Raw genomic sequence first — 13,434 nt, 5'->3', positions numbered from 1 at the left:
AATCCCTCATTTCATCAGTTTTTGAATGGTCTCGACAAGGTCGGTCACGACCGCGTCGTCGCCGTTTTTGATGTCCGTCACCACGCAGGTTCGGATGTGATTTTCGAGCAGCACTTTGCTGAAGGCGTTCAGCGCAGACTGCACGGCGGAGACCTGCGTCAGGATGTCGGTGCAGTAGGCGTCTTCGGACAGCATCTTCTGCAAACCCCTTACCTGCCCCTCGATGCGTTTGAGCCGGTTTTGCAGGGCGTTGAATTCCTCCGATTCCCGGTGTTTGGTTTTGTGACAGCATTCGTTCATAGCTTTTTCCCCTTCAATCTCAAAGCATTGGTCACGACGAACAGCGAGCTCAAGCTCATGGCGAGCCCGCCGATCATCGGCGAGAGCAGCAGGCCGAAGAACGGATACAGCACGCCCGCCGCGACCGGAATGCCCAGGGTGTTATAGATAAACGCCCAGAACAGATTCTGCCTGATGTTTCGGATCGTCAGGCGGCTTAACCTGACAGCGCGTACCACGTCCATGAGTTCCGACTTCATCAGCACGATATCGGCGGAGTCAATGGCGATGTCGCTGCCGCTGCCGACAGCGCAGCCCACGTCCGCCTGAACGAGCGCCGGCGCGTCGTTGATGCCGTCCCCGACCATCATCACAGCACCGCCTTTTTCCTGATAGCGTTTGACGACTTCTGCCTTCTCGGTCGGCAGCACCTCAGAGACAATCTCATCCACGCCCACCGCAGCCCCGATATATTCGGCGGCGGCGCGGTTGTCGCCTGTGAGCAAAACGGTCCTGACATTCATCTTTTTCAGGGCATCCACGGCGTCTTTCGCGTCGGGCTTGACGGTGTCGGCAATCGCAATCAGCCCCAACACCTTATTATCCCGTGCAATCAAAACCGCCGTCTTGCCCTCACCCTGAACGCGTTCCAGCGCCTCTTGATATTTTTGAATCGGGATTTTGTTTTCGATCAGAAGAGCGGCGCTTCCCGCCAGAATGCGCAGACCGTTTTGATCGTTCCCGAAAAGTCCCCTGCCCGCGATGCTCGCAAAATCTTTTGCCGTCTCAGTGGTTTCAATCCCCCGGGTCTTGGCCGCGTCGCAGATGGCCCTGGAGAGCGGATGGTCGGAGAATTTCTCCAACATATATGCCGTTCTTAAAAGCTCTTCTTCATTGTCTGCCACGATGTCTGTCACGGCGGGTTTTCCCTCGGTGATCGTGCCGGTCTTGTCGAAGATGGCGGCGGTAACCTTGTGGGTGATCTCGAGCGCCTCGCCGCTGCGCACCAAAATACCCTTAGACGCGCCCAACCCCGTGCCGACGATAATGGCTGTCGGCGTGGCGAGTCCCATGGCGCACGGGCAGGCGATGACCAGCACGCTCGTGAAAACCTTGAGCGCGAACGAAAACTCCGCACCGGTCAAAAGCCAGATCATAGCCGAGACCAGCGCAATCCCCATGACGATCGGGACGAACACGCCGGCGACCTTGTCCGCCGTCTTGGAGATCGGAGCCTTTTTTCCCTGCGCGTCCTCGACGAATTTGATGATCTTCGAGAGCGTCGTGTCCTCGCCGATCCGGGTGACCCGGACATACAGTGCGCCGTCAACCGAGACGCTGCCGCCGATGACCTCGCTGCCCTCGGTTTTCACCACCGGCAAGCTCTCTCCGGTCAGCATCGCCTCGTTGACACTGCCGCTGCCGGAGGTCACGACGCCGTCGAGCGGAACTCTCGCGCCGGGCTTGACCAGTACGGTGTCGCCGACCTTGATCATTTTGATCGGTACTTCCCATTGGCCGTTGTCGTCGACCAACACGGCGGTGTCGGGCGCAAGCGCCATCAGTTTTGTAATCGCGCTCTTCGTCTTCTCCTGGTTGCTGGCTTCAAGATATTTGCCGACCGATACCAGCGCCACCACCACAGCGGCGGACTCGTAATAGAGATTGTGGATGTAATGCGGATTGTCAGCGATGAGGAAGGTCATCGCCAAACTGTAGATGAATGAAGCGGAAGCGCTCACCGCCACCAGCGTGTCCATGTTCGAATTTCCGTGAAACAACGACTTGAACCCGCCCGTGAAATACCGTTTTCCGAGAAACAGTACGGGAATGCTTAAAAGCATCTGCAGCATGGCAAAGTTCACCGGATGAGTGTCAGGCGACAGAATATCCGGAAACGGCATGGAGGGGAACAGCATGTGCCCCATTGACACAAGCAGCAGAACGCCCGCGAAACACGCCGAGACGATCAGCGCCGCTTTCTCGTGCGCGAGTTTTTTCCCGTTCTCCTCCATAACCGCCGGTCTTTCTTCCGACGCATGCGGAGCTGCCGTAAACCCGGCCTTTTCCACCTTCGATATAATATCCTCGGGCTTTACTGCTGTCTCGTCATAAGAGATGGTCAGCCGGTTCATGGGCAGGTTCACTTCGCTTTTCTGAACGCCCGGCAGCTTTTTGGTCACGCGCTCCACGGCGCTCGAACAGGACGCGCAGTGCATTCCGCCGATATCGTAAACTTCTTTTTTCATGTTTTATCACCTCGCGGTATCGTATACCCCCATGGGGTATATTTATTATATACCCTTTTTGTATACTTTTCAATACCTCTTATAAAATATTATATGATAAACTCAGTTCATGCATATATTTTATAAAAATGTAATATTTTATTGTTTTTTGTCCTATTTTAATATATAATTCCCATATAGAAGATTCCCCAATAGATTTACTGCGTACATTTGTTTCGCGCTAATAGTGTCTCACTTTCATTTTATACTATTCTTAAAAGGAAGGAGTGGATATATTGATATTCCATCATATCGAACCGCGAAGCCCCTCTTCGGCGGGCAGCTTCAAGCTCAAAAAGAAACGCATCTATATCATTGCAACCGTTATTTTGATCATATTCGGCAGTCTTTATTTGGGCTATTCCTGGAACAAATATCACAAAAGCGCTGCTGCGGAAGCGATCACATTGGCGAATTCGTTGGAATCCCTCCTGCATCCCGAACACATCGCTGCACTAACCGGCAGTTCGGCAGATCTGGAAAAGTCCGAATACATAACGACCAAATCCAGCTTAATGCGTTTGGTCAAGACAAAATCTCAGATCTACTTTGCCTATCTTATGTATGAACGAAACGGCGACCTTTTATTTTTGATGGATTCCGAATCTCCGGATTCTCCGGATTATTCACCGCCCGGACAAATCTTCAACGAATACGACGAAGCCGATCTGAAACCCTTTGAGACCGGAGAAACCGTATTGACCGACCCGGTGACCGACCGGTGGGGCACTTGGATCAGCGCGCTCGTTCCGGTTAAAGATGCCGCTGGAAACGTCATTGCCGTTTTCGGACTCGACTATTCGGCTGCAGATTGGAATTTACAAATTTGGCAGCAAATAATTCCCGACATACTCATCGTTATCAGCATTTTCATGCTTGTTTTTGCACTGCTCAATACCCGCAGCCAAAGTTTACGCCTGAAGGAGCTCAGCGACAAATTGGCTCTAGATGAAGCGCTTTACCGCGGTGTCTTCGATCAGGCTCCGATCGGAATTGCAATTGTAAACGATAAAAGTTTCGTAACCCAATCCGAATTCGGAAACTCAAACATCAATTCCATGTTCGAACGGATATTAGGCAGGAAAAGCGGGGAATTGATACATATCAAATGGCCGGAAATCACATATCCCGATGATCTGAAAAATGACCTGGAGAACTTTGAACGCTTTAAGGCCGGAGAAATCAACGGTTATTCCATCGAAAAACGCTTTATAAAACCGGATGGATCCATCGTCTGGACCCATATGAAAATTTCAAATCTTCTGGGCAATGAAAACTCCCATTCCTCACATCTGTGCCTGCTTGAAGATATCACCAACCGAAAACTGACGGAGAAGTCTCTCAAGGAAAGCGAACGCAGCAAATCTGTTTTCCTTTCAAATCTTCCCGGCATGGCATACCGCTGCAATTATGATCGGGAGTGGACCATGCAGTTTATCTCGGACGGTTGTTTTACATTGACCGGATATCATATCGAAAATTTACTGTATAACAGGGACCTGTCATTCAATGACCTGATCGCGCCGGAATACCGCGAAATCATCTGGGAAGAATGGAAACGCACTTTAGCTTTAGAAATACCGTTTCATTTTGAATACGAGATTATCACTGCCGATGGGAAACGAAAATGGGTGCTCGAACACGGGCAGGGCGTTTATAATGAGCTGGGAGAACTTGATGCGTTGGAAGGCATGATCCTTGACATTTCAGCCAGCAAGGAAATTGAAAACATCTTCAAGTTCAACAGCGAGCATGATTTATGGACAGGCCTGTATAATCGCAGGTATCTGGAAAACCTTTTAAAAGAAGACGCAGCAAACCGGTCATCCGAAAAACGGGCGGTTGTCAGTATCAATTTGAGTGCTGTTCATTCACTGAGTTTAAAATACGGATTTCAATACAGTCAGGAACTGATAAAAAAAGCAGCCAAAGCACTCGATACACTCAGTACCGAACACTGCCAACTATTCAGCACTTATGAAAACCGATTTGCCTTTTATATTAAAGCCTATAAAGATAATAAAACACTGAGCTCTTTCTGCGAAACCATCGTGAATGTTTTAAAAGCCGTATTTACAACCGACAGAATCGGCGGAGGCGTCGGCATCGTTGAAATTGATGAGGAAAATAAACACGATATCGATTTGATATTAAAAAATCTCCTGATTGCATCCGAAAGAGCGATCAATGTTTTCGAGCCGGACATCGGTGTCTGCTTCTTTGACAAAGAGATGGCAGCTCAACTTTCGCGTGAGGAAACAATCAACTATGAACTCAGTCAAATCGCTGCGGGCGTGAAAGACGAAAGATTGTTTTTACAATATCAACCCCTTTTGAACCTTGAAACCAATCAAATCTGCGGTTTCGAAGCCTTGGCGCGCTTTCATAGCGATGCTTTGGGTTCAATACCACCCGGCGAATTTATTCCGATTGCAGAGAAATCAAATCTTGTCATTCCGCTGGGCTATAAGATCATGTATAAAGCGTTCAGCTTTTTAAATCGCCTGCAACAGCAGGGATATGACACCGTTATCGTATCCGTCAATATTTCCGCAATTCAACTCATGAAAAACGACTTCACCCGAAACCTGTTCGATATTATCGCCGAAACACACGCGAATCCGAAAAATATCGGCATCGAGATCACAGAATCGGTATTTGTTGCAAATCATGACGACATCAATCAAATTATCGGTGAAATGAAGTCCTTCGGAATCAGCGTCGCCATCGACGACTTCGGCAAAGGATATTCATCCCTCTCCCGAGAGCGGGAATTGAATGTGAACTGCCTTAAAATCGATAAATGTTTTATCGATAAAATCATGTCACCGGAGGATCAGGAATCCATCACCGGCGACATCATCTCAATGGCGCATCGGCTGGGTCACCGCGTAATCGCAGAAGGTGTGGAAAATGAACACCAGCTGCATTATCTGAAAGCGCACCGCTGCGACGAGGCGCAGGGATATTTAATCGGCAAGCCGTTGGATGAAGAAATCGCGCTTGAGTTTTTGCAAAAGAATAACGATTTTGATTGTATTTCAAATTCAAGCCGCCATAATTCTTCCAAGTTTGAATATTCGGAAATTACGCCTGCGATATATATGGATCAGCTGCAATTGATCTTAAACTCCACCGATCAGGCGATTTTCGGCGTTGATATAACCGGGAATTGTACTTTCTGCAGCAACAGCTGTATTGAATTATTGGGATATAAAGCCCGAAAGGATTTACTCGGCAAAAATATGCACGAAACGGTTCATCACAGCCGTGCGGACGGAACCCCAATTTCCGTCAGTGATTGTGCCATGGATCAATCCATCAAACAGGGCAGAAGCTTCAGAACGGAAAGCGAGGTTTTTTGGAGAGCGGACGGCACATTTTTTGAGGTGGAGTATCACTCATACCCCCAAATTAAAAACGGTGATATCATCGGCGCTATCATTGCCTTTGCAGACATCTCCGACCGAAAGCGGAAAGAAGCCGAAAGCGATTATCTCAACTGCCACGATATGCTGACAGGGCTTTATAACAGAAGATATTTTGAAAATAACCGGGCAGAAATTGATCTTCCGGCATCTCTGCCGTTATCGGTTATTTATTCTGATATCAACGGTTTGAAAATGACTAATGATATATTCGGGCATACTGCTGGTGACGCGTTGATTAAAAAATCCGCTGAAATATTGCTACAATCCTGCCGAGGACAGGATGTCATCGCCCGCGTGGGAGGCGACGAATTCCTCCTCTTACTGCCGAATACGAGCTCCAAAAATGCCGAAAAAATACTTTCCCGTATCAAAACGGGTTTTTCGAATGCACATGTTGAGGCGATCAAATGCAGCATCTCCCTGGGTTGTGATACAAAAACAAACGAAAATCAGTCTCTGGAAATGATCATTACAAATGCAGAGAGCGCCATGTACAAAGAAAAAGCCATAAACCGCAATAATGTCAACAAGGATATGATAGACACCATTATCAAAACGCTGTATACAAACAATCCCCGAGAGCACCGACATTCAACCGGAGTCAGTGAATTATGCGGTGAAATCGGCGCCGCACTGCATCTACCCGAAACCGAAATCAGTAAGTTGAAACGGGTCGGCTATCTGCACGATATCGGAAAAATCATCCTCTCAAAAGATATTTTAGCCAAAGATACCTTAACGAAAGAAGAAAAAGAAAAAGTTCAGCAGCATCCCGTCATCGGATATCGAATCTTAAATCTTTTCGACGACACGCTGGATTTGGCGGAATTTGTTTACGGCCATCATGAGAAATGGGACGGAACCGGATATCCGAGAGGGTTAAAAGGAGAACAAATCCCTTTAATCTCAAGAATCATCTCCATCGCCGAGCACTACGAACGCAAATTAAACCAAGGAAAAACTTCCTTGCAAAAGCGAAAACAGGCCGCCGTTGAAATTATAAAAAAAGGTTCCGGGATTCAATTCGATCCCGAAATCGCCGAATTATTTATCTCGTTAAAAAGTAATTAACCCCGATCAAAATCCCCAAGGAAGCGTCTCAGCGCGTCCTGCCATGCGGGAAGCCGCTGAAATCCGCTCTCGGTCAGTTTTTCTTTGGAAAGCCGTGAATTCAACGGACGCGTAGCTTTGGCTGCACGGTATTCCGATGTCGGAATTGAATGGATTTTACATGGCAGCCCTGCCTCTTTCATGATGGCTGCGGCAAACTCGCTCCAGGCGCAAAAGCCCTCGTTCGTCGCATGATAGACGCCGTATTTTTCGGTCAAGAGCATGTCGCACAGCAATGAGGCAAGATCAAATGTATAGGTGGGCGAACCGACCTGATCGTTCACAACGTCAATCGTATCCCGTTCATTGCCCAACCGCAACATCGTTCTGACAAAATTGCCGCCGTTGACGCCGAACACCCACGAGGTACGCACGACAAAATAATTCTCCAGTGTCTGTCTGACCTCGTTTTCACCGAGCAGTTTGGTCAGCCCGTAAAAATTGAGCGGTCCCGTCGGCGAATCCGGCTCAAACGGCGCAGTTCCTTTTCCGTCAAAGACATAATCGGTGCTGATATAGACCATCTTCGCCCCCGCTTCACGACAGGCGATGGCGACGTTGCGCGTGCCGTTTACATTTACGGCACGACAAATTTCCTGTTGTTCTTCGGCCTTGTCCACGGCGGTGAAAGCGGCGCAGTGGACGACGGCATCGGGCTTATATGCTTGAACAGCGGAAAGCACGGCGGCCCCGTCAGTCAAATCGAAGTCGCCGATATCGACGCCTTGATATTCGATTTTTTGCTTGGCAAGGCGGCGGATGACGTCATAACCGAGCTGTCCGTTTGCGCCGGTCACTAAAACCCTCATGAATCTTCGCCCTCTCCGCGATTTGCGTACATACAGTCGTAATACTTCTGATAATCGCCGTTCAAAATCGGTTCCCACCAGCTGCGGTGTCCGAGATACCACTGAACGGTCTTTTTCAGACCTTCTTCAAATCCGACAGACGGCTGCCAGCCGAGTTCATCGCGGCTTTTTGCCGGGTTGACCGCATAACGCCGGTCATGACCCGGGCGATCGGCGACATAAGCAATCAAATCTTCCGATTTTCCGAGTTCGCGTAAAATCGCCTTTACAACCGCTAAATTGGAATGCTCCCCATAACCGCCGATATTATATATCTCACCCTCTCTGCCCTTACGAAGCACGAGGTCGATGGCGGCGCAGTGGTCTTCCGTGTGCAGCCAGTCGCGTACATTTTCACCTTTGCCGTACACCGGCAGCGATTTATCCGCCAGCGCTCTTGTGATCATCAGCGGAATTAACTTCTCCGGAAATTGGTACGGTCCGTAATTGTTGGAACAGCGCGTAATCGTAATCGGTAAATTGAATGTCCGAAAATACGCCAGTGCCAGCAGATCGGCTGCCGCCTTTGACGCCGAGTACGGACTCGACGGGCATACAGAGCTCCCCTCGGCAAAGGCCAAATCGGGTCGGTCATACGGCAGATCGCCGTAGACCTCGTCGGTGGAGACCTGATGATACCGCCCGATCTTGTATTTGCGGCAGGCGTCCATCAGTACCTGTGTCCCGAGGACGTTGGTATGCAAAAATACGCCGGGGGTTTCCAGCGAACGATCCACATGGCTTTCCGCCGCAAAGTTGATAACAGCGTCCGGCTTTTCCTCCTCAAACAATTGAAAAATACAGGCGCGGTCGGTGATATCGCCCCTGACAAAGCGGAATTTCGGATTTTGCATCAACGGCTCCAGCGTCGCAGGATTTCCGGCATAGGTCAGCGCATCCAAACAGACAATGCGATCCGCCGGGTGATTCTTAAATTCATAATAGATAAAATTTGCGCCGATGAATCCGGCGCCGCCGGTCACGAGAATGGTCATGTCCTATCCCCTTCTCTTTTATTGATAAATAAAACTGCAGTCGCTGTCCCGCAGCAAAGGCGCATTCCGGTCTTTCTCAGACAGGATGGGGTTTATTACACCCCATTGAATACCGATTTCGGGGTCGTCGAAGCGAATCGAGCGGTCGCTTTCGGGATGATAGTCGTTGTCGGCTTTATACTGCACCTCAACTTTGTCGGTCAGCGTGACAAAACCGTGGGCGAAGCCGCGCGGAATCAACAGCTGAACCTTATTTTCTGCGGAAAGCTCGACGCCCACCCACTGCAAATAAGTCGGCGACCCCTTTCGCAGATCGACCGCGACATCCAAAATTGCTCCGGCGGTCACACGCACCAGCTTGGCCTGCGCCCACTCGCCGTTTTGAAAATGCAGGCCGCGCAGCGTACCTTTTTTCGCCGTATAGCTCTGGTTGTCCTGCACGAATTTCAGGGAAATTCCGAGCGCCGAAAGCTTTTTTTCGGACCAAGTCTCCATAAACCAGCCGCGGTGATCGCCGAATACCTCGGGCTTCAAAATCTTAACCTCCGGCAAATCCGTATCTATGATCTCCATATGCCGCCTCACTTAATATTGAATCTTTCCCTCGGCGACACGCTTCAGGTGTTCGCCGTAAGGGGAGTTCCCGCAGCGCTGCGCCGCGCACAATAACATGTCCGCATTAATCCACCCGTTTTTAAAGGCGATCTCCTCAACGGCGGAAATTTGAATCCCCTGCCGCTTTTCGATCACGCGCACAAAATCCGAGGCGTCGGACAAACTCTCCACCGTGCCCGCGTCCAGCCAGGCATAACCGCGCCCCAGCAGCCGGATGTTCAGCGAGCCGTCCTCAAGATACAGCCGGTTGAGATCGGTGATCTCCAGTTCGCCCCGCGCGCTGGGTTTGAGCTTTTTTGCAAATTCAACCGCACGCCCATCGTAAAAATAAAGCCCGGTGACGCAGTAATTGGACTTCGGCTGTTTCGGCTTTTCCTCCAAAGAGATCACCTTTCCGCTCCCGTCAAATTCCACAATACCGAAACGCTCCGGGTCGTTGACGTAGTAACCGAATATCGTCGCCTTATCCTGTTCGGTATCCGCGGCCGCCGTCCGCAAAAGCGTCCCGAGCCCGTTTCCGTAAAAGATGTTATCGCCCAGCACCATCGCGCAGCAGTCCCCGCCGATAAATTCCTCGCCGATCAAAAACGCCTGGGCAAGTCCGCCCGGCGAGGGCTGTTCCCGATAGGAAATGGAGAGGCCGAATTGACTCCCGTCTCCGAGCAGCCGTTCAAAATTCGGCAAATCCGAGGGACTGGAAATCATCAGAATCTCCCGGATGCCCGCGAGCATCAGCACCGAGAGCGGATAATAAATCATCGGTTTGTCATAGACCGGAAGCAGCTGTTTGGATGTGACCATCGTCATCGGATAAAGCCTTGTCCCTGCGCCGCCGGCCAAAATAATGCCCTTCATCGTTTTCCCTCTTCCCGCCGATCTCTAAAAATGAACCACCTGTGCAACTTTCCTGATCAAACCGCTTTTCCAGATACGGTATTTAAAAGTGATATAAATCCTTCGTAGCTTTCCGGTCTGTGCACCGTTCGCATAGTCCCTCAACATATTCTTTTCCCGTTCATCCAATTGCAGATTCGGCAGTTTTAAAAGCTGTCCCGCCTGAATCATCGTATCAATCAACGCCTGCCGGTGCTTCTTATAGTTGAAATTTTTCAAATGATACAGCACCGCTCTGAGCCCTCTGCCATCCTTTGCGCCGACGGCATTTCCACCGTGCTGCCGGTACAGGATAAGAGGCTGCGGAATGAATCCGATTTTCCCCGCCGCCGAAGCGATCAGCGCAAACCACCAGTCGTGCATCAAAATACTGTCCTCTTCCGTCGGAACCGAAGCCCATTTCCAAAGCGCCCGATTGATCATCATGGTGCAGCCGGTCACGACGTTCTGCGTCAGCAGTTGGGACAGGGCATTTCGCCGCGGGTTCAATCCGGAATATTGAATAAACGACGGAGCGATTAAACCCAGATTTTCATCCACGACCTCCAGATCCGTATGAACCAAGCACGGGGTATCGGGGCTGCCATTCTCCAGCGCCTTCATCTTTTCCAGCGCCAAACGGATTTTTTCGGGCTTCCAGATGTCGTCCTGATCGCAGTACATGATATACCGATACCCTTCCGCCTGCCGTGTCAGAAAGAAAAAATTCTGCTTTGCGCCGCCCGACGGTTTTTCTTTTTCGATCAACCGGATTTTATCAGGAAACCGCCCGGCATAGTCCCGCAGCAGCGTTATGGTTCCGTCTTTAGAGCCGTCGTCGGAGACCAGCAGCGTCCAATTTTGAAAATCCTGCCGCAGAAGCGAATCCAGCTGTTCGGCCAAAAATTTTTCCCCGTTGTAAGTCGCCATCAGAATTGCCAGTTCCGTTTTCTCCGCCATGTGTGAACTTTCCTTCCGTCCTTTTCGAATTTAAATCGATTCTTCGAAGATCTTCCCAAGCGACTTTGAAAACGCCTCTTCCGAAAATAACTCTCGGAACATCCTCAGGGCGTTTAGCCGCATTTGTCGGTTCTCCTCCGGCGTCATACCCGCAATTTGTTCCGCTGTCTTTTTCAGATCATCACGGCAAATATTGAATCCGGCGCCATATTGTTCCACCAGCATTTGCGTATCGCCGCCGATGGTGTTTAAAACAGGCAGCCCGCCCGCAAAATAGTCGATTGATTTCATCGTCAGACCCACGCAGATGCCGCTTTTCATCATGTTGATGCCGAATCGGCATTGGTCGAAAATCGCCTGTTTTTGCGCCTCATCATAGATAATCCCGTGGAATTCAACCTTTGCACCGGCTTTTTGAGCGGCGCAAATCAACTTCTGACGCGATTCGCCGTCTCCGATGATATGTAGCGTCACAGGCCGCAAAAGGGCGATTTCACCGATGAGCTTTGCAATCATGGGAATATCGATGACGTTGTTGATGGAACCGAGATAACAAAGCCCCAGTTCTTTTGTTTCAGGCGCTTTCGGTTCATTTGTGGCGGTATTCCGATGGCACAGATAAAGAATATCCGTCTTTTTCCCGGTCAATTGCTTTTCAAGTTGTGTGCGGTAGAGTTCGCATTCCAACGTGATTGTATCGGCGGCATAAAGCCCGTCATCCCGTATTCTTCGCCAAGCCGAAAACGGCAGTGCAAACAGCTTTTTCAACCCGCGTCCGGGGAAATTTTCGGGCCAGAGGTCATACAGATCCAAGATCAGGCGGACATCCGGGTGTTGCTTTTTATATTCCGCCGCCTGCTTGACCAAGCTGTTAGGCGGTATCTCGACGAATATAAGATCGGGTGAAATTTCCTCCGCTTTCGAAAACGCATCCCGGGCAAAGCGGTTGTGAGAGCGTATCCTTGCCGCCGAAAAGTTTTTTCGATAGGGTCTTGTCGGAATTTGAACGGTATTTTCAAGATCAACTCGGAACGGCGTTTTTCGGATATGGTCAAAATCGGAAGTGATATAGGTGCAGTCATACCCCTTTGTACGCAAAAAATCCTCAATCAGCCGGATCCGGTGTTCATAATAATGAAAGCAACTGATGCAGACCGCTTTTTTTCGCATGAAAATAAGTCTCCACTTCCAATGTTTAAAATCCGGATATCCGGTCGCTGTCCCCGAGATTATCTTCGACAGTTTTCGCGTGTATAATTCTCATCTATTGTACCATGACAATCTTTTCTTTTCAAGTGGATGATTTTGTTTCCCGCCTGCCTCGCGTTTAAAAAGGAATCCGGAATAAAATACGTTGACTTTTGTCGTATTTTAGTATATTATGGAAGAAATACGAAATTATACGAAAGGATCGGATGTATTATGACGGAACTTGAAAAGCTGCAGCGCGCAAAACTCTATATGGACAAGCTTGCCGAAGGCGTCGACCCGGTCACCGATACGGAGATGCCCGATGACTGCATCCTGAATCAGGTGCGTCTTTCCCGGTGTTTTTTCTATGTGTCGGACGTCCTGCGCCGGGTCATTGAAAACGATGGCGCCGAACCGGAAAACCCGCATCGGGCAGAAAAAGAAGGCGCTGCGGAAAAGCCCGCGCAAAGGCCGGCGGTTGCGGATTTCGAACTGACGCCGGAACAGCGCAAGGCCTTTATCTTTTCCGATGATGCGGCTTCGGTCAGCAATCTTGTCGCCGCGCTGAACGCCCTGATCGATCCGGAGCACATGAAGAAACTTACCAACATTGCCGTCACCGACTGGCTGCTTGAAGCGGGCTTTTTGGAAAAAGTCGAATCGGACGGCAAGAGTCATCGCCTGCCTACCGAGCAGGGGGAACGCATCGGCCTTTCGACAATGAGCCGGCGGGGTCAAAACGGCGAATACACCATGGTGCTGTATAACAAAGAAGCCCAGCGCTTTATTCTCGACAACCTCGAAGCCATCATGCAAAACCGCAGGAATAAAAGTTAAAAATCGG

At 49.8% G+C, this 13,434-nt stretch carries 10 protein-coding genes; 2 read left to right on the top strand and 8 right to left on the bottom strand.

What is annotated here, in order from left to right; all coding sequences use genetic code 11:
* Positions 1 to 6: 6 nt before the first annotated feature.
* Both PK629_06390 and PK629_06385 read right to left on the bottom strand, forming a co-directional pair.
* Positions 7 to 300: a metal-sensing transcriptional repressor gene (locus PK629_06390; GenBank protein ID HOP11100.1), complete on the bottom strand. Its 294-nt coding sequence runs from the start codon at positions 298 to 300 to the stop codon at positions 7 to 9.
* Positions 297 to 2,528, bottom strand: a complete 2,232-nt coding sequence (locus tag PK629_06385) for a heavy metal translocating P-type ATPase (GenBank protein ID HOP11099.1) — start codon at positions 2,526 to 2,528, stop codon at positions 297 to 299. Before PK629_06385 ends, PK629_06390 begins: the two co-directional genes overlap by 4 nt.
* A 266-nt stretch (positions 2,529 to 2,794) precedes the next feature.
* On the opposite strand from PK629_06385, the gene PK629_06380 reads away from it, so the two are divergent.
* A complete protein-coding gene (locus PK629_06380; GenBank protein ID HOP11098.1) occupies positions 2,795 to 7,069 on the top strand; it encodes an EAL domain-containing protein in 4,275 nt (1,424 codons plus the stop codon).
* On the opposite strand, the gene rfbD is transcribed toward PK629_06380, so the two are convergent.
* The 6 genes from rfbD to PK629_06350 are packed head-to-tail and all read right to left on the bottom strand — an operon-like array spanning position 7,066 to position 12,569.
* Positions 7,066 to 7,917 (bottom strand): dTDP-4-dehydrorhamnose reductase, encoded by an 852-nt coding sequence (gene rfbD, locus PK629_06375; protein ID HOP11097.1) that lies wholly within the window; start codon positions 7,915 to 7,917, stop codon positions 7,066 to 7,068. The genes PK629_06380 and rfbD overlap by 4 nt on opposite strands.
* On the bottom strand, positions 7,914 to 8,951 hold the full coding sequence (rfbB, locus tag PK629_06370) for a dTDP-glucose 4,6-dehydratase (protein ID HOP11096.1): 1,038 nt from the start codon (positions 8,949 to 8,951) through the stop codon (positions 7,914 to 7,916). The genes rfbD and rfbB overlap by 4 nt, the downstream gene beginning before the upstream one ends.
* Before the next feature lie 18 nt (positions 8,952 to 8,969).
* Positions 8,970 to 9,524 (bottom strand): dTDP-4-dehydrorhamnose 3,5-epimerase, encoded by a 555-nt coding sequence (gene rfbC / locus PK629_06365; GenBank protein ID HOP11095.1) that lies wholly within the window; start codon positions 9,522 to 9,524, stop codon positions 8,970 to 8,972.
* A gap of 12 nt (positions 9,525 to 9,536) precedes the next feature.
* Complete coding sequence (gene rfbA, locus PK629_06360) at positions 9,537 to 10,421, bottom strand: glucose-1-phosphate thymidylyltransferase RfbA (protein HOP11094.1); 885 nt, start codon at positions 10,419 to 10,421, stop codon at positions 9,537 to 9,539.
* Positions 10,422 to 10,445: 24 nt separating this feature from the next.
* Positions 10,446 to 11,399, bottom strand: a complete 954-nt coding sequence (locus PK629_06355; protein HOP11093.1) for a glycosyltransferase family 2 protein — start codon at positions 11,397 to 11,399, stop codon at positions 10,446 to 10,448.
* A 30-nt stretch (positions 11,400 to 11,429) separates the two neighbouring features.
* Positions 11,430 to 12,569 carry a glycosyltransferase gene (locus PK629_06350; protein HOP11092.1) on the bottom strand — a complete coding sequence of 380 codons (1,140 nt, stop codon included), beginning with the start codon at positions 12,567 to 12,569 and terminating at the stop codon, positions 11,430 to 11,432.
* Positions 12,570 to 12,821: 252 nt separating this feature from the next.
* On the opposite strand from PK629_06350, the gene PK629_06345 reads away from it, so the two are divergent.
* A complete protein-coding gene (locus PK629_06345; protein ID HOP11091.1) occupies positions 12,822 to 13,427 on the top strand; it encodes a hypothetical protein in 606 nt (201 codons plus the stop codon).
* Positions 13,428 to 13,434: the final 7 nt, after the last annotated feature.

This window comes from Oscillospiraceae bacterium (genome assembly GCA_035380125.1).
Lineage (GTDB): Bacteria > Bacillota > Clostridia > Oscillospirales > JAKOTC01 > DAOPZJ01.
This window is presented reverse-complemented; position numbering and strand designations above follow the sequence as displayed.

What these genes read in the sequence shown, in the direction of transcription:
- PK629_06385 (HOP11099.1), bottom strand. Translation starts at nt 2,528, where the DNA reads ATGAAAAAAGAAGTTTACGATATCGGCGGAATGCACTGCGCGTCCTGT.
- rfbA (HOP11094.1), bottom strand. Translation starts at nt 10,421, where the DNA reads ATGAAGGGCATTATTTTGGCCGGCGGCGCAGGGACAAGGCTTTATCCG.
- rfbB (HOP11096.1), bottom strand. Translation starts at nt 8,951, where the DNA reads ATGACCATTCTCGTGACCGGCGGCGCCGGATTCATCGGCGCAAATTTT.
- rfbC (HOP11095.1), bottom strand. Translation starts at nt 9,524, where the DNA reads ATGGAGATCATAGATACGGATTTGCCGGAGGTTAAGATTTTGAAGCCC.
- PK629_06390 (HOP11100.1), bottom strand. Translation starts at nt 300, where the DNA reads ATGAACGAATGCTGTCACAAAACCAAACACCGGGAATCGGAGGAATTC.
- PK629_06345 (HOP11091.1), top strand. Translation starts at nt 12,822, where the DNA reads ATGACGGAACTTGAAAAGCTGCAGCGCGCAAAACTCTATATGGACAAG.
- PK629_06350 (HOP11092.1), bottom strand. Translation starts at nt 12,569, where the DNA reads ATGCGAAAAAAAGCGGTCTGCATCAGTTGCTTTCATTATTATGAACAC.
- PK629_06355 (HOP11093.1), bottom strand. Translation starts at nt 11,399, where the DNA reads ATGGCGGAGAAAACGGAACTGGCAATTCTGATGGCGACTTACAACGGG.
- rfbD (HOP11097.1), bottom strand. Translation starts at nt 7,917, where the DNA reads ATGAGGGTTTTAGTGACCGGCGCAAACGGACAGCTCGGTTATGACGTC.